Origin of the sequence: uncultured Amnibacterium sp. (genome assembly GCF_964250715.1) — a bacterium.
Lineage (GTDB): Bacteria > Actinomycetota > Actinomycetes > Actinomycetales > Microbacteriaceae > Amnibacterium.
This window is the reverse complement of the sequence record NZ_CAXUGX010000001.1, coordinates 465,145-485,343: the sequence shown is the minus strand read 5'-3', so window position 1 is coordinate 485,343 and position 20,199 is coordinate 465,145. Positions and strand designations below refer to the sequence as shown.

Here is a 20,199-nt window from a genome sequence, read left to right as displayed (position 1 = left end):
CCGGCCATGAGGCCCTGGTCAGCCGGCGGAAGCGGCGTGCAGGTGGTGCTCGTCCGGCCTCTCCCAGGGGGCGGCGACCGGGAAGTAGCGCTCCAGGAACGAGCGCACCTTGTGCGCGCGCTCCTCCGGGCCGACCTCCGGAAAGCTGCCGTCGTTCAGGCAGAAGAAGTCCCACACGGGACGGCTGAGCAGCCCCTTCATCAGGCCGAGGCCCTTGCGGGTGGTCGTGTCGACGTACAGCACGGTGGCACTCGTGTTCTGCACGGCACGCCCGGTGAGCAGGCCGTAGTAGTGGTAGAGCGAGTTGGTCACGGAGATGTTCGTGGCGGCACGGAACGTGCTGGCGGCGGTCGCGGCGAAGTCGTCGGCGAATTCGCGCTCCATGGTGGCCATGATGCTGCGGCGCAGCGGCGTGGGCGCGTGCTCCAGGTGGCGGGTGATCACGCGGCCGAAACGCCGGCGCAGGAGCGCTCGGTTCACCCGGGCCGCATTCTCGAATCCGCTGCGGCGCTGATGGTTCTCCCCCAGCCCGATGCGGGTGCCGGCCTCGATGAATTTGCTGATCCCGCCCGGCGAGAAGAACGTGTCCGGCATCAGGGGGCGGCCGACGAACATGTCGTCGTTGGAGTAGATGAAATGCTCCGAGAGTCCGGCGATGTGATGCAGCTGGCTCTCCACCGCCATGGAATTGTGGGTGGGCAGCACGGAGGGGTCGGCGAAGAACTGCTCGCTCGGCACGATGCGCACCCGAGGGTGGTCCGCCAGCCACGCGGGCGCAGGCGAGTCGGTCGCGATGTAGATGGTGCGCACCCACGGCAGGTAGGTGTTCACCGAGCGCAGCGCATATCGCAGCTCGTCGATCTGCCGGAACCGGGCCTCCGCCTCGTCGCCCTCGCCCACCACGTAGCTGGCCATGCGGCGTGCCCGCGCGCGCTGCCACTCCTTGTCCGTGCCGTCGACCCACGAGAAGACCATGTCGATGGGGAAGTCGATGTCCGAGACGTGGTCCGCGAACATGTCCTCGATGGTCGACCACTCGCGGCCGTAGCGCTCCACGTGGGTCAGGCGCATCTCGTCGGCGACGAAGCGGCGACGGGTGAGCGCGTTCGGCACGGGGACGCGGATCTCGGCGCCGCTGCGCTGCCAGAACTCCAGCTGCACCGCGGTCGCCTCCCCGCCGTCCAGACGCCCGGCCGCGTCGACGCGGGGGCGGAACAGGTGCAGCAGCCGGGTGTCACGGCGCTCGCTGAGGTCGCCGTCGGCGAGCAGCAGCGGCTCGCCCCGGCGGCTGTGGTTGCGGCGGACCGGGACCGCATAGAGGGGTTCGGCTACGGCCGCGGCGACCAGTGCCTGCTGCACGTCCAGGCGGCGCTCCTCGTCGACCGCGAGCACGGGACGGTCGTCCTCGCCGCGGACGAGCAGCACGTCGATACCCGCGTCGGCCAGGGCGTCCGCGACCAGATCGAGGTCCTCCCGCATCGCGGTGAGCGGGGTGGCGGAGTCGGCGCGCAGGGCCAGCAGGCCGCCGGTGGTCACCACGTCGTCACGATTGCGGATGCGGGCGGCTGGAGTCGGCAGCGGGATCAGGCGGAGACGATCGTTCGGCACGGGTCGAACTCCTTCGCGGTGGGGGCCAGCTGCGGATCTGCTCCGGACGTGTTCGTCGGCGGGCTTGAGACTGGGGGCGAGCGGAGGGAGGCACGGCGCGGCCCTCTGTGCGGATTCTACGGGTGCGACGGCCCGGTCGGCAGGGTCGCTTACTCGGTGGGATCGAGCAGCAGCGGGCGCAGCTGATCCGCCCACGCGGAGTAGCCGGCGGCGTTCAGGTGCAGGCGGTCGTCGGTGTACTCGGTCTTCAGTGCGCCATCGTCGTCGGCGAATTCGGGCCACAGGTCGAGGTACTCGGCTTTGACGGTCGGCGCGAACTGCCTGAGGTGGATGTTGGTCTGGTGCACGAACTCGGCCCGCTCGGGCTCGCGGGGCAGCACGGACTGCACGATCAGCCGGGTGGCCGGCAGCTCGCGGTGCAGCGTTGCCAGGATGTTCTCCAGTCCTCGCACCACCTGCTCCACCGTCGCCCGACGGTGCAGATCGTTGGTACCGGCCATCAGCACGACCGCCGCGGGGGCCGCCTGCACGACCTCGTCCAGCCGCTCGAGCACGTCGGTGGTGGTGTCGCCGCTGCGGCCGGAGTTCACGACCTGCAGGTCGGGGAACGCCTCCGCCCAGCTGCCGTGCTCGGTGAGGCTGTCGCCGAGGAAGAGCACGCCCGCCAGTTCCCGGGGTTCGCCCTGGTCTGTGGTCGCGGCGGTGGTCGCGTCTGTGGTCGCGGCGTCGGTCATTGACCCCACGGTACGGGCGGCGGCGCAGACTGCCAAACGGCCGACCGTCAGTGCGGCGACTCATCCGGGATCGGCCGACCTAAGCTCGGGGCGATGAGCACCTCCGCTGCGCCGACGGTCGAGACGATCGCCGCCCTGATCGACCACGCGATCCTGAAGCCCGAGACGACGGCCGAGACGCTGGCGGCGGAGCTGGCGATCGCGGCGCGTTGGCGAGTGTTCAGCGTCTGCGTGCGGCCTTCGGACATCGCGGAGTCGGTCGCGACGCTCGCGCGCACCGGCGTGTTGACGGGGACGGTGATCGGGTTCCCCCACGGCACCACCAGCACGGCGGCGAAGGTGGCGGAGAGCCGTCAGGCGATCGACGACGGGGCGGCCGAACTGGACATGGTGCTGCGGATCGGGGCGCTGCGCAGCGGACGGACCGACCTGGTCGAGGCCGACATCGCGGCGGTCGTCGCGGCAGCCGGCGACACCCTCGTCAAGGTGATCCTGGAGACGGTGTTCCTGACCGACGAGCAGATCGTCGCGGGTGCGCGAGCAGCGGAGCGGGCCGGCGCGGCGTTCGTGAAGACCTCCACCGGGTTCGCCGGCGGCGGCGCAACGCTGCACGACCTGGCCCTGATGCGTGACGCGGTCGGGCCGGGGATGCGTATCAAGGCGTCCGGCGGCGTGCGCGGTCTCGACACGCTGCTCGCGATGCGCGCGGCGGGCGTCGACCGGTTCGGCACCTCCGCGACGCAGACGATCCTCACCGACGTGGAACGCCTGGTCGCCACGGGCGCCGTCGCCGGCACGGTGGACGCCTCCTCCTACTGACCGCCGCGCCTCACGCGCCCGTTCGGAACTGACAGCCGGGCGCCACGGTGTGTGAGTCCCGAGAAGCTGTGCGAGCGGAGCGGGCGCGAGCTACCGTGCGCGCGGCGCGGGCGGGGCCTCCTGCTGCGCCGCCAGCGCGCGGACGCGCTGCACGTCGAGGCCCATCTGCGCGATCAGGGGGTCGACGCCCGTGTAGGCCACCTGGCCGCGGATACGGTGGGTGAACTCGATGTCGATCGTGTGCCCGTACAGGTCCAGGGTGGTGTCGAGCACGTACGCCTCCACCTGCCGGGGCGGGACGCCGGTGAAGGTGGGGTTGCTGCCCACCGAGATCGCCGCCGGGTAGGGGATTCGACCGGTGGGCGTGTGGTCGACCAGCCGGCCCGCGTAGACACCGTCAGCAGGGATCAGCCCGTCCGACTCCTGCGCCAGGTTGGCGGTGGGGTAGCCGAGCTCGCGCCCGCGGTGGGCGCCGTGCACGACCAGGCCGCGGACCGACGGTGCCCGACCGAGCAGCTGCGCCGCCTCCTCGATCGCGCCGGCGTCCAACAGCTCGCGGATCCAGGTGGAGGAGATGCGGCGGTCGCCGTTCACCACGCGCTCGTGCGTGCGCACCTCGAAGCCGCACTCGGCCGACATCGCGCGCAGCAGGGCGACGTCGCCCCGGCCGCGCCGACCGTAGCGGAAGTCGTCGCCGACGAGCAGCAGTCGAGTGCCGAGCGGCCCGGCCAGGATGTCGCGCACGAAGTCCTCCGGCTCGATCGAGGCGAGCGCCTGATCGAAGTGGAGCACCAGTGTCGCCGCGACGCCCGCGCCGGCGAACAACTCCAGCTGCTGGTCCAGCCCGACCAGGGCGGGCGGGCACCGCTCGGGGGCGAGCACGGCCAGGGGATTGCGATCGAAGGTGACCACGGTCGGGGTCAGGTCGCCGGCCGCGTCGGCCGCGGCCAGCAGGTCGGCGACGATCGCCCGATGACCCGTGTGCAGGCCGTCGAACTTGCCCACCGTCACCGCCGACGGGCCGAATCCGGGCGGCACCTCGCCGACGCCGCGGAAGACCTGCATACCCATCACGCGGCGGACCGCGCTCCGCTCATCCGTCACGCGGCGGACCGGGCGAAGGTACTGCGCTGGCTGCGCAGGAACAGCAGGCCGAGCACCGGCAGCACGAGTGGGATGAGCAGGTACTCCAGGCCGTAGTAGGCCCAGACCGTGCTGCGGTCGCCGGAGAACGGGAACAGCGAGAAGTCGGTGACCGAGAGGGTGCCGACCACGAGCACGCCGAGCAGCTCGATCGAGATCGCGGTGGTGGCCAGGCGGAACGCCGCGCGCCCGGGGGTGACGAGGCCGATGGTGGCGACCAGGTAGACGATGCCCGCGAACAGCGAGAGCAGGTATGCGAGCGGCGCGACGTCGAAGTGCACGACGATCTCGAAGACCGACCGGGCCAGGGCCGCGATCGTCAGGATGCCGTAGAAGACCACCAGGGTCCGCCCCGGGCCGGAGGTCTTCGGGCGCGCCGGGCGGGGATCACTCATCTCGGAGTCGATTATCCCGCGCTCACGCCTGCCGCCCTCACGCGTGCTGCACGGTCCAGATGATCTGCATCCGCACCGCCATCACGGCGATGGCCAGGCACGCGACACCGACCACGACCGTGGCCCAGCGGGTGCGCTCCACGAGCGCCCAGGCGATCGCCGCCGGCGGGATGATCAGGGCGCTGATCAGGTAGGCGTAGAACTCCACGATGCTGCCGGATGGCCGATTGCCGGCGGCCGGAGCGATGATCGCGATCACCAGCTGGGCGATGAGCAGCAACTCCGTGATCGCCGCTCCGGCGAGCGAGGCGTCGGAGGGTCGCCGCCCGGCCAGGCCCAGAACGGCCGCCAGCACCCCGGCGGCCAGGGCGACCGCGACCAGGGCGCCGGTGTACCCCGCGATCACGGCACTGCCAACGGGTCGGAGGCCGGGACGGGCAGGTTCACGAGCGTCGTGAGCACGCCGCCCTGGGCGCGCGCGAGGCCGATCAGGTCGCCGGCGGTGTCCAATGCGGCGAGGCGGTCGGCATCGTCCAGACCGGCAAGGACCGGACGCTTGCCCTGCCGCAGCTCCGTGGCCTGCTCGGGCTGCAGCACGATCGCCGGGAACAGGATGGTCGCGATCGTCGCCGGGGAGGCGAGGGCCAGCGGCGCGGTCAGCGGCGGGGCGTCCTCGACTCGGAAGGGCCCGATCCGGGTGCGGCGGAGCGCGGTGATGTGCCCGCCCACGCCGAGCGCGGCACCCAGGTCGCGGGCGATGGCTCGTACGTAGGTGCCGGAGGAGCAGTCGACCGTCAGGTCCAGGTCCCCGCCGCGCCGCGCCGTGACCTCGATCGCCACCCGCACCCGGCGCGACGGCAGCTGCACCCGCTCCCCCGCCCGCACCAGCTCGTGGGCCCGCCGCCCGTCGACGTGCACCGCGCTGACGCTGGAGGGCACCTGGTCGATCTCACCGGTCAGTGCTTTCAGCGCCTGCGGCAGCCGCTCCAGCACGGCGTCGGTCACGTCGGCCTCGTCGCCGAGCGGGTCACCCCAGGCGTCGTCGGTGGTCGTCGACCGGCCGAGGCGCACGGTCGTCAGGTAGGTCTTGTCCAGCCCGACCAGGTAGGTGAGCAGCCGGGTCGCGGCGCCGATCCCCAGCAGCAGCAGGCCGCTCGCCTGGGGATCCAGGGTGCCGGCGTGCCCCACCCGGCGCGTTCCCGCCAGCCGGCGGACGCGCTGCACCAGGTCGTGCGAAGTGGGACCCGGGGGCTTGTCCACCAGCAGCACACCCGGCCGCACATCATCCACGGACCCATGTTCTCAGGCCCGTGATGTTCGGAGGCCCGTGATTATCTGAGGCCCATGCTCTCATCCGGTCCCTCCTACGATCGGGGCATGCGCATCGGGGTCATCGGCGCGGGGGCGATCGGGGGCACGCTCGCCGCACTGCTCGACCGGGCAGGCGAGCAGGTGGTCGTCACCGCGCGGGGCGCTCAGCTGGACGCGATCCGCGAGCGGGGCCTGACCCTCACCGGCGCGTGGGGCGATCACGTCGCCCGCATCGGCGCGGCCCAGGTGCTGCCCGAGCCCCCGGACCTGGCGGTGCTGACGGTCAAGGCGCAGGACGCCGCCGCAGCCGCGGCCGCCCACGTGACGCTCCTGGCCGGAGTGCCGGTGGTCGTCGTGCAGAACGGGCTGGCCGGCCCGCAGGCGCTCCGGTCGATCCTGCCGGACTCGCCCCTGATCGGCGGCCTGTCGATGATCGCCGCCGCCTTCCTGGAACCGGGCGTCGTCACCGTCACCGCGGCGAAGACGACGGTGCTCGCCGCGGACACCGCCGGAGAGACCGAGCTGCGGGCCGCCGCGGGGGTGCTGCGCCGCGCGGTTCCGATCACCACCGCCCCCGACCTGGTGGGTGCGCAGTGGTCGAAGCTGGTGGTGAACCAGTTGAACGCCGCTCCGGCCCTGACCGGGCTCGCGGGCCAACAGGCGCTGGCGTCGCCGCGGCTGCGTACCGCGATCGCGAGCGCGATGCGCGAGACCGTGCGCGTGGGGCGGGCGGCCGGCGTGCACTTCTCGGGGCTGCCCGGAGTGACTCCGAGCGTCCTGCGGATGCTGACGGTGCTGCCGCCGGAACTGAGCGGCCGTATCGTGGCAGCCCGCCTGGTGGCCGGGATGGGCCCGGTGCTCAACCTCGGCAGCACCCTGCAGAGCATCCGGCGGGGCGTGCCGACCGAGATCGACCACCTGTCGGGGGCGGTGGCGAGGGAGGGTGATCGCCTGGGCGTGCCGACGCCGGTGAACCACCGCATCGTCGACCTGGTGCACGAGGTCGCCGACACCGGCCGCTTCCTCTCCCCCGACGACGCGGCGGCGCTGCTGCTGCGGTAGCGCGCTCAGCAGCTGTCGGCGAAGATCCGGCGCGGATGCTCGGGGTCGGAGAGGTCGAACAGGGCATTCGCCCGGCGCCGCGGGTCGGCCTCCCGCAGGTACAGCTCCTCCGCGCCGAAGAAGACGCGGCGCAGCACGCCGTCGTCGCCCGGATCGGAGCCGTCGCGCTGCTCGCATGGCGCGAACGCCGTCTCCGGCGGCACATCCAGCCACGCGCTGGTGTGCCAGAGGCCGACGAGCGCGCTGCGGTGCAGGAAGACGCCCTCGACGACGAGTACCGCCCGGTCCCCCGGAACCCAGGTCGGCGGGTCTGCGAGCAGCGCGTCGTCCGTCCGCGATCTGTGGTCCAGAACGACGGCCTCGCCGCGGCGGAAGGGCACGATCACCCGCTGCCGGAACGCGTCGTAGTCATAGGCGCGGTCGTACCAGGTGCGGGCGTCCGCGGCGCCGGCGTGGCGCACAGCCCGGGCGTGATGGAAGCCGTCCATCGACACCGCCGCGGATGACACACCGGACCGATCGATGGCGCCCGCCAGGTCGCGAGCGAACGGGGTCGTGCCGGCGCCGTCCAGCCCGTCGATACCGACCAGAATTCGACCGGCCGGGAACAGCCCGAGTACCTCGTGCGCGTACTCGTCCAGAACATCCGCCCGCGCGGGGGCCCACCGTGCCACGGCCGTCACGGTAGCCGTTCGCTCCGCGGGTAGCGTCAGAGCGATGACGATCCGGGTCCGACCGGCGCGGGCGGTCGAGGTGCCCGCCGTCCGCGACATCGTGCACGCCGCCTACGAGCCCTACCGCCGCCGCCTGGCCGTCGCCCCGGCGCCCCTGCTCGCCGACGACGAGGCGATCATCTCAGCGATGGCCTGCATGGTCGCCATCGACGGTGACCGCGGCGACGCGATCGTCGGCGTGCTCGTCATGTGGCCGCACCCCGACCACCTGCTCGTCGAGAACGTCGCCGTGCATCCGGTGCAGCAGGGCCGCGGTATCGGTGCGCTGCTGCTCGCCTACGCCGAACGGGAGGCCGTCGCGCTCGGCCTGCCGTCGGTGCGGCTGTACACGAACGAGCTGATGACGGAGAACCTGGCGTGGTACCCGTCTCGCGGCTACTCCGAGACGGGGCGGCGCCAGGACGGCCCGTACCGCCGTGTGCGGTTCGAGAAGCTGCTGGCTTCGCCGATCGAGCGCCCGCTGTGACCGGATCGCAGCGTTCGCTTCGGCACTCCATACGCTGAGCGGCATGGACTCGCCGGCGGTGCTGCAGTGGTATCGGGCGAACGCGCGCGACCTGCCGTGGCGTCGGGCGGGATTCAGCGCCTGGGGCACCCTCGTGTCGGAGTTCATGCTGCAGCAGACCCAGGTGACGCGGGTCGTGCCGATCCTGCTCGACTGGCTGCAGCGCTGGCCGACGCCCGCCGACCTGGCCGCGGTGCCGCCCGCGGAGGTGCTGCGCGCGTGGGGCAGGCTGGGCTACCCGCGCCGGGCGCTCGCGCTGCACCGCTGCGCCACGGCGATCGCGGAGCAGCACGGCAACCGTGTGCCGGAGGACGTGGACGAGCTGCTCGCCCTGCCCGGCATCGGCGACTATACGGCCCGGGCGATCGCGGTCTTCGCCTACGGGCACCGGCATCCGGTGGTGGACACGAACGTACGGCGGGTGATCGCCCGCGCCGAGCTCGGCACGGCGCAGCCGGGGGCGCCGAACGCCCGGCGCGACCTGCCCGCGATGGCGGCCCTGCTGCCGGCGGGCCGGGACGAGGCGGCGATGTTCAACGCCGCGCTGATGGAGATCGGTGCAGTGGTGTGCGTCGCAGCCGCGCCCCGCTGTGAGGCGTGCCCGCTGGAACGCTCCTGCCGGTGGCGGGCGGCGGGGCGTCCGCCGGGTCCTGCCTCCGCCCGACGCCAGGCGGCCTTCGCCGGCTCCGACCGCCAGTGGCGCGGGCGGGTCATGGCGGAGTTGCGGGCGAGCGACGTGCCGGTCACGGACGATGAGCTGGCGCGGACCGTGCCGGACGAGGCGCTCCGCGGGCGCATCCTGACCGGACTCACGTCCGACGGGCTCGCGGAACTCGGCGCGGACGGCTGGCGCCTTCCGGGCGCCTGAGCCACCCCAAGTACGGGAGTCCGCATCCCAAGTACGGAGATCCATCCCAAGTACGGATGAACTCCGTGACACGCCGTGTTCGAGTGCGGATTCTCCGTCGTTGCGCAGGTGGCTCCGTCGTTGCGCAGCACTTCCGTAGTTGCGCAGGGGTTCCGTAGTTGGGAGGTGGTTCGGAGACGGTCAGCCCTGGGCGTCCGGATCGGGCTGGCGGATCAGCACGGCGGCCAGGGCGAACGCGGCGGCTCCGGCCAGTTGGGCGATCTGCCACCACCGGCCTGCGAAGTCGAATGGGACGACCGGATTCCAGAGCACCACGATCGCCGCCAGCACGGGCAACCACCACCACTGGCGTGCCTGGAACGCGAAGACGGCGATGATCGCGGCCAGGATCGCGGCGGCGTACCGGATCAGCACGAACCCGGGCGCACCCAGCAGCGCCAGGCCGGCGACCAGCACGATCGCGCCGAGCAGTCCGGGCGCGAGCGCGTTGCGGCGAACCGCCGTGCCGTACCGGGCTGCGTCACGGCCGGGCCGGCCAGAAGACGAGCCGGCCGGCCGTCCGGGAGGTGAACCGGGCTGCCGACCAGAAGGTGAGCCGGCAGCTCGACCGGGCCCGCCGACAGGCGGGCTCGATCGCCGCTCGCGCCGGTTGCTCACGCCGACGCCGGCTGCGCTCCGTCGTCCGCCTCACGCGGCTTGACGTACGGGTCGGGGTCGCCGGCGTACTGCGCCGACGCCGCCAGGGCCTTCGCGGCGGCGTCCCGCTCCTCCGCCGCCGCCAGCAACTCGGCGATATGGGCCGCGTTCTCGGGGATCGCGTCGGGGATGAACTCCAACGTCGGCGTCAGGCGGGCGGTGATGTTGCGGCCCACCTCGCGGCGCAGCAGGCCGGTAGCGGCCTCCAGGGCGAGTGCGCTGTCGGCGCGCTCCTGCTCCGAGCCATACACGGTGAAGAAGATCGACGCGTGCTGCAGGTCGCTCGTCATCCGCACGTCGGTGATCGTGACGAAGCCGAGGCGGTCGTCGCGCAGCCCCTTGTCGATGCGCTTGGCGACGATCTCCTTGACCTGGTCCGCCAGCTTCAGCGCTCGTCCGTGGTCGACCATCCGACACTCTCCCTCTGTCTTCCAGTCCCCAGCCAGTCCGGTCCACCGCCCAGGCAGGCGTCGCGCCGCCCCCGGATGCCGGAGACGGCGCGACGCGGACCGGTCAGGCGCGGACCTTCTCGATCGTCTCGATCGTCTCGATCTCGTCGCCGATCTGGATGTCGTTGAACCGGCCGAGTCCGATACCGCACTCGAAGTCCGTGCGGACCTCGGTGACGTCGTCCTTGAACCGGCGCAGCGACTCGATGGCGAGCTTGTCGCCCACCACGACTCCGTTGCGGATGACCCGTGCCTTGGCGTTGCGGGTGATCGTCCCGCTGCGCACGATGACCCCGGCGATGTTGCCGACCTTCGACGAGCGGAAGATCTCGCGGATCTCGGCGAGGCCCGACTGCACCTCCTCGAACTCCGGCTTGAGCATGCCGCGCAGCGACTGCTCGATCTCCTCCAGTGCGGAGTAGATGACGGAGTAGAACCGGATGTCGACGCCCTCGCGGGCGGCGCGCTCGCGGGCCTTGGAGTCGGGCCGCACGTTGAACCCCACGATGATCGCGTTGTCCACGGTCGCCAGGTTGACGTCCGACTCGGTGACCGCACCGACGCCGCGGTGGATGATGCGCAGCTGCACGCTGTCGTCCACCTCGATCTTCAGCAGCGACTCCTCCAGCGCCTCGACGGCACCGGACACGTCGCCCTTGATGATGAGGTTGAGCGAGTCGACCTTGCCGGCCTCGATCTGGCCCATGAAGTCCTCGAGCGAGATGCGCTTGCGGGCCTTGGCCAGCTGGGCGTTACGCTCGACGGCCTCGCGCTGCTCGGCGATCTGCCGGGCCTTGCGGTCCTGCTCGGTGACGAGGAACGTGTCGCCGGCCCGGGGCACGGTCGACAGACCCTGCACCTGCACCGGACGGGCCGGGTAGGCCTCGGCCACCGCGTCGCCGTTCTCGTCCGTCATCGCCCGCACGCGGCCGTAGGCGGTGCCCGCCACGATGGCGTCGCCGACCCGCAGCGTGCCGGACTGGATGAGCACGGTCGCCACAGCGCCGCGACCCTTGTCGAGCCGCGCCTCGATCGCGACGCCGCGGGCATCCCGGTCGGGGTTGGCGCGCAGGTCGAGCCCCGCGTCGGCGGTCAGCAGCACGGAGTCGAGCAGCTGGTCGATGCCCGTGTTGTCGCGGGCGGAGACGTCGACGAAGATCACGTCGCCGCCGTACTCCTCGGCGACCAGGCCGAACTCGGTCAGCTGCTGCCGGATCTTGGCCGGGTTCGCATCCGGCTTGTCGACCTTGTTCACCGCGACGACGATCGGCACGCCCGCCGCCTGGGCGTGGTTCAGCGCCTCCACCGTCTGCGGCATCACGCCGTCGTCGGCGGCGACCACCAGGATGGCGAGGTCGGTCACCTGCGCACCGCGGGCGCGCATGGCGGTGAACGCCTCGTGGCCCGGGGTGTCGATGAAGGTGATGGCCCGCTCGATGCCCTCGTGCTCCGTCCACACCTGGTACGCGCCGATGTGCTGGGTGATGCCGCCCGCCTCGCCCGCCACCACGTTCGCGTGGCGGATGGCGTCGAGCAGCTTCGTCTTGCCGTGGTCGACGTGACCCATGACGGTGACGACCGGCGGCCGGATGACCAGATCCTCCTCGTCGTCGACCTCGTCCAGGTCGATGTCGAAGCCCTCCAGCAGCTCGCGGTCCTCGTCCTCGGGCGAGACCATCTCGATGCGGTAGCCGAGCTCCTCGCCCAGCACCTGGAAGGTCGCCTCGTCCAGGCTCTCCGTGGCGGTCGCCATCTCACCGAGGTGGAACAGCACGGTCACGAGGTTGCCGGGGCTGGCGTCGATCTTGTCGGCGAAGTCCGTGATCGATGCGCCGCGGCGCAGCCGGACGGTCGTGGTGCCGTCGCCGCGCGGGACGCTGACGCCACCGAGCGTCGGGGCACTGCGCATCTCGAACTCGGCGCGCTTCGTGCGCTTCGACTTGCGCTGCTTGGAGCGACCGCCGCCCTTGCCGAAGGCGCCGGCGGTGCCGCCACCGGGACCCCGGCCGCGACCGCCACCACCGCCCGGACGCGGGCCGCCGAAGCCGCCCCCGGGACGCTGGAAACCGCCGGGCGCGCCGCCCGGGCGTGCACCCGCTCCGGTTCCGCCACCGGCACCGCCGGGACGCTGGAAGCCGCCGGGACGCTGGCCGAAGCCGGTCGGCCGAAGGCCCTGACCCGGGCCGCCCGGACGCGGCGCACCCGGCCGAGCAGCGCCCGGACCACCCGGACGAGGAGCTCCGGGACGCGGGATACCCCCCGTCGCGCCGCCGCCGCTGCCGCCGGGGCGCATGCCCTGGTTCGCGGCGAAGGGATTGTTGCCGGGACGCGGGGTACCGGGACGGCCCATGCCCTGCGAGGAGGCGAAGGGGTTGTTGCCGGGACGCGGCGCTCCCGGGCGGCCCTGCGGCCGCGGGATGGAGGAGCCGGATGCCGGCGCGGCGGCGGCACCCGACGCGGGCGCGGCTGTCTCGGCCGGCGCTGCGACAGCGGAGCGCGGCGCGGCCGGAGCCGCGGATTCGGTCGTCGGCGCGGGTCGCGACGGCGCCTCTGCGCGGCTGACCGGCTGCTGCACGGCCGGGGCCGGCGCGGGCGCTTCGGCTCGCACCTCGGCCGGACGGGCGGGCGCCGCCTGCTGCGGGGCCGCGGCAGCCGGGCTCGGCACCTGGCGCGGTACCGACCCGGGCCGCGGCGCGGAAGACGGCCGGCTGGGAGCCGCGGTCGCCGTAGCGGTCGCTCCGCCACCCGTTCCCGCGTTGCTCGTGCTTCCACCGGCGGCGATGCCGTCGGCAGCCAGCTTGGCGCGCAGCTTGCGGACGACGGGCGGCTCGACGCTCGAAGACGGTCCCTTGACGAACTCGCCCATCTCCTTGAGCTTCGCGAGGGCGAGCTTGGTGTCGATGCCGAGATCCGACGCGATTTCGTGGACGCGTGGTTTTGCCACAGTTCTCCTGTCTGGACCCGCCAGACAGGCAGGCCGTTATGGTCGGACGGTTCTCATTCGGAGCCGCTCATCGCTTGTCCATGTGCCTGTTCCACTTCGAGTGGGATGCGCCCGGGATCCGGGCACAGCGATGCCGACGAAGGCCGGCGCCCCCAGCATACCCGCCCCTCCGGGTGACACGCGGCGATCGATGCGGGGCGCCGGACCACTCACCGGAGGGCGACCGGACCGCCCGCCGCACCATTCCGCCCCGTCAGGGCAGCCGCAGCGTCGCACCCTCCGCGCGGCAGGTCGCGGCGGCGATGATCATCGCGTTCTGCAGCGCGCCGCTCCAGTAGAGCGCGTCGTCGGCGCCCTGCACATCGGAGCGCAGCAGCGAGTCCGTCACCGCGGCCAGGGTGGCGTCGCCGGCGCCCATGGTGTCCACGATCGGTCCCGGCAGGTCGGCGATCGGCGCGTCGACCCGCCCGTCGGAGGTGAGCAGGCTCGCACCGCGCCGCCCGGCGGTGGCGAGCACGAATGTGGCTCCGTCGTCCAGCAGCCGGTGCGCGGCGGTCTGCAGGTCGGTGCCGAACAGCAGTTCGGCATCCTCGTCGCCCAGCTTGAGCAGTCGGGCGGCAGCGGCAACGCGGTCGAGGTTGCGCACGAAGGCGTCGCGGTCGCTCAGCAGGTCGGGCCGCGGGTTCGGATCGACGACCAACCGGTGTCCGGGGTCGTCGACAGCGGCCAGCAGCGCGTCGGTCTGATCGTCGCGGTCGAACGGATAGCAGCTGACGACCACGAGCGGGGCGGCATCGAGCGCGGCGCGTGCCGCGGCGTCGAAGTCGATCGCGCGATGCACCGCGGCGTGATTGAACACGTAGCGGGGCTCGCCGTCGGTCCGGTCGCTGACCGCGCGCGACGACCCGTTCGGCGCCGCCGTGGCGACCAGGTGCACGCCGCGCTCACGCAGGAACGCGCGGATGGCCGCCCCGTCGGCGTCGTCGCCGACCATCGCGATCAGCGTCGACGGCACGCCGAGTACCGCCAGACCGACCGCGACGTTCAGCGCGGCGCCGCCGACGTAGTCGACCGACCCGCTCTCGGTCTGCAGCTCGTCGATCAGGGCATCGCCCACAACGACGACCCGCCCGTCACGCGATTCAGGCATCGTCGCCGTCGTCGACCGGAACGTCGAGCCACGACACGTACCCGCACGCCGATCGCATCATCGGATGCGCGAGTTCATCGGAGTCGAGGAAATGGTCTCCAGGGCCGACGGTCAGGGTGTCGCCACCGCTGAAACCACCGACCAGATCGGACTCGTCGACGAATCCTTCGCGCTCCGCACTCACCAAATCAGTCCTGTTCCAATATCGGCTGCTCCCATGGGACTCAATCCTGTTCCAATATCGGCTGCGCCCATGGGACTCAATCCTGTTCCAGGATCGGCTGCGCCCATGGGACTCAATCCTGTTCCAGAATTGAGTCTGGCTGTATGTCGATCTTCGCGCCGGTCAGCTTGGCAGCCAGGCGGGCGTTCTGCCCCTCCTTGCCAATGGCGAGGGAGAGCTGATAGTCCGGCACCAGGGCCCGGACCGCCTTGGTGCCCCGGTCGATCACGAACGCGCTCGACACCCGCGCCGGCGACAGGGCGTTGGCGACGAAGCGCGCCAGGTCGTCGGAGTGGTCCACGATGTCGATCTTCTCGCCGTTCAATTCGGCGCTGACGGCACGGACGCGCTGGCCGAGCTCGCCGATCGCGGCGCCCTTGGCGTTGATGCCGGGCTGCGTCGCGCGCACCGCCACCTTGGAGCGATGACCCGCCTCCCGCGCCATCGCGGTGATCTCGACGAGGCCCGACGCGATCTCGGGCACCTCCAGCGCGAACAGGCGCCGCACCAGCGACGGATGCGTGCGCGAGACCGTGATCGAGGGGCCCTTCAGGCCCTTGGAGACGCTGGTCACGTAGACCCGGATGCGCTCGCCGTGCGGATACGTCTCACCGGCGACCTGCTCCTCCGGCGGCAGGATCGCCTCCACCGCGCCCAGGTCCACGTGGACCATGCGCGGATTCGGACCCTGCTGGATCACCCCGGCGACGATGTCGCCCTCACGGCCCTTGAACTCGCCCAGCACCTTCTCGTCGCCGATGTCGCGCAGCCGCTGGTTGATCACCTGCTTGGCGGCGAACGCGGCGATGCGGCCGAAGTCGCTCGGCTCGTCCGTCGTCTCGCCGATCTGCCGGCCGTCGTCGTCCAGCTCGGGCAGCAGCACCGCGACCGCGCCGGACTTGCGGTCGATGTGCACCCGGGGCATGGGCTCGTCCGGGCTGGGATGCTCGCTCGCGCCGGTGTGCTTCAGGTACGCCGTGAGCACCGCCGACTCGATGATGGCGACGAGCTCCTCGAAGGGGATCTCGCGCTCCCGCTCCATGAGGCGGAGGACGGTGAGGTCGATCTCCACCGCGGCCTCCTCTTCTATTCGCTTATATGGCTGGGCTGCTCGATCGCTGGGCTGCTCGATGGCTGGGCTTCCGCGGGCGGGCTCACGACCCGCCGATCCGGCGCCGTAACGCTACCAGCGGACCGGCGAGCGCACGATGTCGGAGGGCCCGGCTACCGTCGGCCGCATGCGCCTGCTGCACACCTCCGACTGGCACATCGGACGCACCTTCCACGGTCACTCCACGCTGCCGCACCTGCGCGGCGTGCTCGCAGGCCTCGCCGAGCTCACCGCGCGCGAACACGTCGACGCGGTGCTCGTCGCGGGCGACGTGTTCGACTCCGCCGCTCCGTCCGCGGAGGCGTTCCTGCTGTTCGAGCAGGCGGTGGGCGCCCTGCGCGAGGCCGGCGCGGTCGTCGTGATGACCAGCGGCAACCACGACTCCGTCGCCCGGCTCGGCCATCAGGCGCGGTTCGCGGCCGCGGGCGGCGTGCATGTGCGCACGCGCCACGAGCGGCTCGACGACCCCGTGGTTCTGCGCGACGCACACGGGGTGGTCGACGTGTACGGCATCCCCTACCTGGAGCCGGTGCTCGTCCGCGCCGCCTACCCCGACGCGGTGCTGAAGACGCACCACCAGGTCCTGACGCACGCGATGGACCGCGTGCGGTCGACCGCCGCCGCCCGCGGCAACCGCTCGGTCGTCCTCTCGCACTGCTTCGCGGCCGGCGTCCGCGCGACGGACGTGGAGCGTGACATCTCCGCCGGCGGCGTCGACCTGGTTCCGGCGGGCGTCTTCGACGGGCCGGACTATGTGGCGCTCGGGCACATCCACGGACGCGCCCGGCTGACAGAGCGGGTGCGCTACTCCGGCGCGCCGCTGCACTACTCGTTCGGCGAGCGGCGCGGACCGAGGGGAGCCTGGCTCGTGCAGCTCGACGCCGCGGGGCTCGCCGGAGTCGAGTGGCGCGACCTGCCGGTGCCACGTCCGCTGACGCAGTTGCAGGGCGAGCTGCAGGTGCTGCTCACCGATCCGGCGCTCGCCGATCGGGAGCAGCACTGGATCGCGGCCGTGCTCACCGACGCCGTGCGGCAGCAGGACGCGATGGCACGACTGCAGGCGCGCTTCCCGTTCGCCGTGCAGCTGGAGCACCGGCCGCCGGCCGTCGCGGGCGAGCACCGCACGTACACCGAGCGCATGCGCGGCCGCAGCGACGTCGACGTCGTGGGCGACTTTCTGCAGCACGTGCGGGGAGCGCGGCCGGATGCCGAGGAGAGCGCGCTGCTCGGCGATGTGCTGGCCACCGTCGCTGCCCGCGAGAGCGCCGCATGAGGCTGCACCGGCTCGAGATCGCGGGCTTCGGGCCGTTCCGCGCTCGGCAGGTGGTCGACTTCGACCGGCTCGCCGAGGACGGCATCTTCCTCATCACCGGGCGCACCGGGGCGGGCAAGTCCAGCATCCTCGACGCGGTCTGCTTCGCCCTCTACGGCGGCATTCCGCGCTCCGGGCCCGGCGACACCCGCCTGCGCAGCGACTACTCCGCTCCGGACGAGCCGAGCGAGGTGGTGCTGCAACTGCAGGTGCGCGGCGAGCGGTACCGGGTCACTCGGCGGCCGGAGTACGAACGGCCGAGCAGACGGCGCGGCGGCGGTCTCACCCGGCAGCCGCACGAGGCGGTGCTCGAGCGGTGGCAGAACGACTCGTGGGTTGGGCTCGCCGCTCGTCCGGTCGATGTCGCGCAGGCCCTGGCGCCGATCCTGCAGTTGACGGAGCAGCAGTTCCTGCAGGTGGTGCTGCTGGCGCAGAACCGGTTCCAGGAGTTCCTGCGGGCGCGCTCCGAGGATCGGCAGACCGTGCTGCGCGCCCTGTTCGGCACCGAGCGGTTCGAACAGGTACAGGAGCTGCTGCACGAGCGGGACCGCGCCGCGGCAGCCGCGGTGCAAGAGCGCACCGCAGAGCTCGACGCCCTGCTCGCCGAGCTCTGTCGGGTCGCGGGCGCCGAGATGCCGTCGGACGCCGGGCCCGCCTGGGCGGAGCAGGTGGCGACGGCCGCGGCGCTGGCGCAGGCGACCGCGGCCGGTGCGCTCGCCGCCGCCGACGCTCGGTTCCGCGCGGCGGATGCGGCCCTACGCGACGCCGAGGTGCTGGCCGGCCTGCAGCGCCGTCGGGAGCAGGCGCGATCCGTGCTCCAGCTGGCGCAGCAGCAGCGCGAGCTCCGCGCGGCCCTCGCGGTCGAAGCCGACGACGCCGAGCGGGCGGCTCGCGTGCGCCCGGCGCTGCTGGACCGCGACCGCGCCGCGCACGACCACGCCGCCGCCGTGACCGTGCTGCTCGACGCGGAGGCGGCGGCCGGCGGCGCCGACATCCCCGACGCCGCCGCGCGGGTGTCTGCGCTCGATCTGCTGCTGGGCGGACTCGACGAGGTGCTGGCGGTCGAACGGTCGCTGCCTGCCACGACGGCGGCGGTCCGGCAGGCGCAGCAGGCGCATGATGCCGAGCAGCAGACGGCGCACCGGCTGGACGACCGTGGCCGACAGATACCGGCGGAGCGGCAGTCCCTGATCGAGCGGCTCGCGCGGCTCGCGGCGACCGCGTCACGCCTCCCCGAGCTGGCGACCCAGATCGAGCGGGCGACCGCCGTGGCGGACGCAGCCGGCGACGCCGAGCAGGTGCAGGTCGCGCTCCGGTTCCGGCTCGACGACGAGCGGCGGGCCGCCGCCGCGTCGGCCGCCGCGACCGCCGAGCTCGCGGACCTGCTGCGGCGACGGATGGACGGTGCGGCCGCGATCCTCGCCGCCTCGCTGCTGCCCGAGACCCCCTGTCCGGTGTGCGGCTCCGTCGAGCATCCGGCGCCGGCCACCGGCGCGGCACCGGTGAACGAGGACGAGTTGGAGCGGGCCCGCGCCCGGGACGATACGGCGCGTCGACGCCTGGTCGCGGCCGGGGAGGCGTCCCGAGCAGCGAGCGCCGCTTCGGCCGAGGCGATCGCGGCGGCCGGCGGACTGAGTGCCGCCGATGCGGCTGTCGCCCTGGAGGAGATTCGCGACCGGTTCAGCGCCGCCGACGACGCCCACCGGGAAGTCGACCGGTTGCAGGCCCAGCTGCTGTCGCTCGACGACGAACTGGCCGGACTGCGGACCCAGCAGGACACCGCGCGCCTCGCGCTCGAGCGGACGGCACAGGCGCTCACCGCGGCGCGCACCACCCTGGACACGGACACCGCACGGGTGATGCGGGCACGCGGTGCCCGTGGTCTCGGCGGTGTCGAAAGTGAAGAAGTCGAGGGAGGCGGCTCAGGTGCGCCGAGCGTCGCGCAGCGCGTTGCGACGCTCCGCGAGGAGCGCGCCCGCGTCGCCGCGCTCGTGGCCGCGCGGCGCGGCATGGCCGAGGCGACCGTCGATCGTGATCGTGAGCAGCGGCGGCTGCAGCAGGTCCTGGGGCTGCAGGGCTTCGCCGACGCCGACGCCGCGCGACATGCCGAGCGGTCCGAGCAGTGGCGCGAGGCAGCCCTGACCCAGCTCGCGGATTGGCAGCAGGCCGTCGTCGTGGCGGCGGCCGTGCTGGCCGAGCCCGAGGTGGCCGCCGCCGCCGAGGTGCCGGCCCAGGTCGATTCGGCGCGCGGCCGTCGCCTGGCTGCGCTCGGCGAACGGGATGTCGCCGCCCGCACGGCCGACGCGGCGGAGCGGGCCGCTCGCGATGCGGCTGCGCTCGTGCCGGCGGTGCACGACGCGAGCGAGGCGCTCGAGACGGAGCGTCGCGCGGCTGACGTCGTCCGGTCGCTCGCCCGGACAGTGCGGGGCGAGGAGCCGAACAGCCGCCGCATGCGGCTGGAGAGCTATGTGCTCGCCGCCCAGTTGGAGCAGATCATCGCCGCCGCGAACACCCGCCTGCGCACCATGACCGGCGGCCACTACGCGCTGGCGCACGACGACGGCGCCGGCTGGCGCAACACCCGGGCGGGCCTCGGCCTCGTCGTGGTGGACGAGCACACCGGTCGGTCCCGGCCGACCGCGTCCCTCTCCGGCGGCGAGACGTTTCTCGCGGCGCTCGCCCTGGCGCTCGGCCTGGCGGCGGTCGTCAGCGAGCAGGCCGGCGGCGTGCGGCTCGACACGCTCTTCGTGGACGAGGGCTTCGGCTCCCTCGACGACGAGACCCTGCACGTCGCCCTCAGCACGCTCGACGAACTGCGGGCGGGTGGGCGTCTCGTCGGTCTGATCAGTCACGTCGGCACGATGCAGGAGGACGTCCCGGCGGGACTGCACGTGGAACGCACCGCCGACGGCTCCAGCGTCATCCACCTCCGTGGCGAGCAGGGCCTTCGTGAGCAGAGCCCGGATGCGCAGGGCCCGAATGAGCAGAGCCCGAAGGAGCACAGCCCCGAGGCGCAGGGCCGGGACGAGCACAGCCGCGGCGAGCACAGCCCGGGCGACCAGGATCGGCACGGACAGGACCACCTCGACGACGACCGGCTCGAGCGCGCGGCGTCGTAAGTCGGCCCCTCATGAA

Annotated in this window: 19 protein-coding genes; 6 read left to right on the top strand and 13 right to left on the bottom strand. The window is 72.8% G+C overall.

The features are described 5' to 3' along the window. Positions 1 to 18: 18 nt before the first annotated feature. Both ACFE7H_RS02250 and ACFE7H_RS02245 read right to left on the bottom strand, forming a co-directional pair. Positions 19 to 1,608, bottom strand: a complete 1,590-nt coding sequence (locus ACFE7H_RS02250; protein ID WP_375399561.1) for a stealth family protein — start codon at positions 1,606 to 1,608, stop codon at positions 19 to 21. Positions 1,609 to 1,757: 149 nt separating this feature from the next. Further along, positions 1,758 to 2,342, bottom strand: coding sequence for a GDSL-type esterase/lipase family protein (locus ACFE7H_RS02245; RefSeq protein ID WP_375399560.1), 585 nt, complete (start codon positions 2,340 to 2,342; stop codon positions 1,758 to 1,760). Between the two features lie 93 nt (positions 2,343 to 2,435). Here ACFE7H_RS02245 and deoC point away from each other — a divergent pair, with 93 nt between their 5' ends. After that, positions 2,436 to 3,161 carry a deoxyribose-phosphate aldolase gene (gene deoC, locus ACFE7H_RS02240; RefSeq protein ID WP_375399559.1) on the top strand — a complete coding sequence of 242 codons (726 nt, stop codon included), beginning with the start codon at positions 2,436 to 2,438 and terminating at the stop codon, positions 3,159 to 3,161. A gap of 90 nt (positions 3,162 to 3,251) precedes the next feature. On the opposite strand, the gene ACFE7H_RS02235 is transcribed toward deoC, so the two are convergent. From ACFE7H_RS02235 to truB, 4 genes are read right to left on the bottom strand one after another with little or no spacing between them, the layout of a single operon-like run. Further along, a complete protein-coding gene (locus ACFE7H_RS02235) occupies positions 3,252 to 4,226 on the bottom strand; it encodes a bifunctional riboflavin kinase/FAD synthetase (protein ID WP_375399695.1) in 975 nt (324 codons plus the stop codon). Positions 4,227 to 4,261: 35 nt separating this feature from the next. Continuing rightward, entirely contained in the window at positions 4,262 to 4,699 is a 438-nt protein-coding gene (locus tag ACFE7H_RS02230; RefSeq protein WP_375399558.1) for a hypothetical protein, read from the bottom strand. Positions 4,700 to 4,736: 37 nt separating this feature from the next. Further along, positions 4,737 to 5,105, bottom strand: coding sequence for a hypothetical protein (locus ACFE7H_RS02225; protein ID WP_375399557.1), 369 nt, complete (start codon positions 5,103 to 5,105; stop codon positions 4,737 to 4,739). Further along, entirely contained in the window at positions 5,102 to 5,989 is an 888-nt protein-coding gene (gene truB, locus ACFE7H_RS02220) for a tRNA pseudouridine(55) synthase TruB (RefSeq protein ID WP_375399556.1), read from the bottom strand. Before truB ends, ACFE7H_RS02225 begins: the two co-directional genes overlap by 4 nt. Before the next feature lie 87 nt (positions 5,990 to 6,076). Here truB and ACFE7H_RS02215 point away from each other — a divergent pair, with 87 nt between their 5' ends. Continuing rightward, on the top strand, positions 6,077 to 7,072 hold the full coding sequence (locus ACFE7H_RS02215; protein WP_375399555.1) for a ketopantoate reductase family protein: 996 nt from the start codon (positions 6,077 to 6,079) through the stop codon (positions 7,070 to 7,072). A 5-nt stretch (positions 7,073 to 7,077) separates the two neighbouring features. On the opposite strand, the gene ACFE7H_RS02210 is transcribed toward ACFE7H_RS02215, so the two are convergent. Then, on the bottom strand, positions 7,078 to 7,746 hold the full coding sequence (locus ACFE7H_RS02210) for a uridine kinase (RefSeq protein WP_375399554.1): 669 nt from the start codon (positions 7,744 to 7,746) through the stop codon (positions 7,078 to 7,080). Between the two features lie 43 nt (positions 7,747 to 7,789). Between ACFE7H_RS02210 and ACFE7H_RS02205 the strand changes: the two genes are divergently transcribed. Together ACFE7H_RS02205 and ACFE7H_RS02200 are read left to right on the top strand one after the other, a co-directional pair. Then, positions 7,790 to 8,272: a GNAT family N-acetyltransferase gene (locus tag ACFE7H_RS02205; protein ID WP_375399553.1), complete on the top strand. Its 483-nt coding sequence runs from the start codon at positions 7,790 to 7,792 to the stop codon at positions 8,270 to 8,272. A 43-nt stretch (positions 8,273 to 8,315) separates the two neighbouring features. Further along, positions 8,316 to 9,179 carry an A/G-specific adenine glycosylase gene (locus ACFE7H_RS02200; RefSeq protein WP_375399552.1) on the top strand — a complete coding sequence of 288 codons (864 nt, stop codon included), beginning with the start codon at positions 8,316 to 8,318 and terminating at the stop codon, positions 9,177 to 9,179. Positions 9,180 to 9,359: 180 nt separating this feature from the next. On the opposite strand, the gene ACFE7H_RS02195 is transcribed toward ACFE7H_RS02200, so the two are convergent. From ACFE7H_RS02195 to nusA, 6 genes are all read right to left on the bottom strand, one after another. Beyond that, complete coding sequence (locus ACFE7H_RS02195) at positions 9,360 to 9,635, bottom strand: DUF6804 family protein (protein WP_375399551.1); 276 nt, start codon at positions 9,633 to 9,635, stop codon at positions 9,360 to 9,362. 197 nt (positions 9,636 to 9,832) lie between these two features. Beyond that, on the bottom strand, positions 9,833 to 10,285 hold the full coding sequence (rbfA, locus tag ACFE7H_RS02190) for a 30S ribosome-binding factor RbfA (RefSeq protein ID WP_375399550.1): 453 nt from the start codon (positions 10,283 to 10,285) through the stop codon (positions 9,833 to 9,835). A 103-nt stretch (positions 10,286 to 10,388) separates the two neighbouring features. Next, a complete protein-coding gene (gene infB / locus ACFE7H_RS02185; RefSeq protein WP_375399549.1) occupies positions 10,389 to 13,268 on the bottom strand; it encodes a translation initiation factor IF-2 in 2,880 nt (959 codons plus the stop codon). A 253-nt stretch (positions 13,269 to 13,521) separates the two neighbouring features. Continuing rightward, complete coding sequence (locus ACFE7H_RS02180) at positions 13,522 to 14,418, bottom strand: PfkB family carbohydrate kinase (RefSeq protein ID WP_375399548.1); 897 nt, start codon at positions 14,416 to 14,418, stop codon at positions 13,522 to 13,524. Next, entirely contained in the window at positions 14,411 to 14,602 is a 192-nt protein-coding gene (locus tag ACFE7H_RS02175) for a hypothetical protein (protein ID WP_375399547.1), read from the bottom strand. Before ACFE7H_RS02175 ends, ACFE7H_RS02180 begins: the two co-directional genes overlap by 8 nt. 112 nt (positions 14,603 to 14,714) lie before the next feature. Then, entirely contained in the window at positions 14,715 to 15,713 is a 999-nt protein-coding gene (gene nusA / locus ACFE7H_RS02170; RefSeq protein ID WP_375399546.1) for a transcription termination factor NusA, read from the bottom strand. A gap of 166 nt (positions 15,714 to 15,879) precedes the next feature. On the opposite strand from nusA, the gene ACFE7H_RS02165 reads away from it, so the two are divergent. Together ACFE7H_RS02165 and ACFE7H_RS02160 are read left to right on the top strand one after the other, a co-directional pair. Continuing rightward, the gene (locus ACFE7H_RS02165) at positions 15,880 to 17,025 is read left to right on the top strand and encodes an exonuclease SbcCD subunit D (RefSeq protein ID WP_375399545.1); all 1,146 of its coding nucleotides are present in this window, start codon (positions 15,880 to 15,882) and stop codon (positions 17,023 to 17,025) included. Further along, the gene (locus ACFE7H_RS02160; protein ID WP_375399544.1) at positions 17,022 to 20,183 is read left to right on the top strand and encodes an AAA family ATPase; all 3,162 of its coding nucleotides are present in this window, start codon (positions 17,022 to 17,024) and stop codon (positions 20,181 to 20,183) included. Before ACFE7H_RS02165 ends, ACFE7H_RS02160 begins: the two co-directional genes overlap by 4 nt. The last annotated feature ends 16 nt before the right edge of the window (positions 20,184 to 20,199 follow it).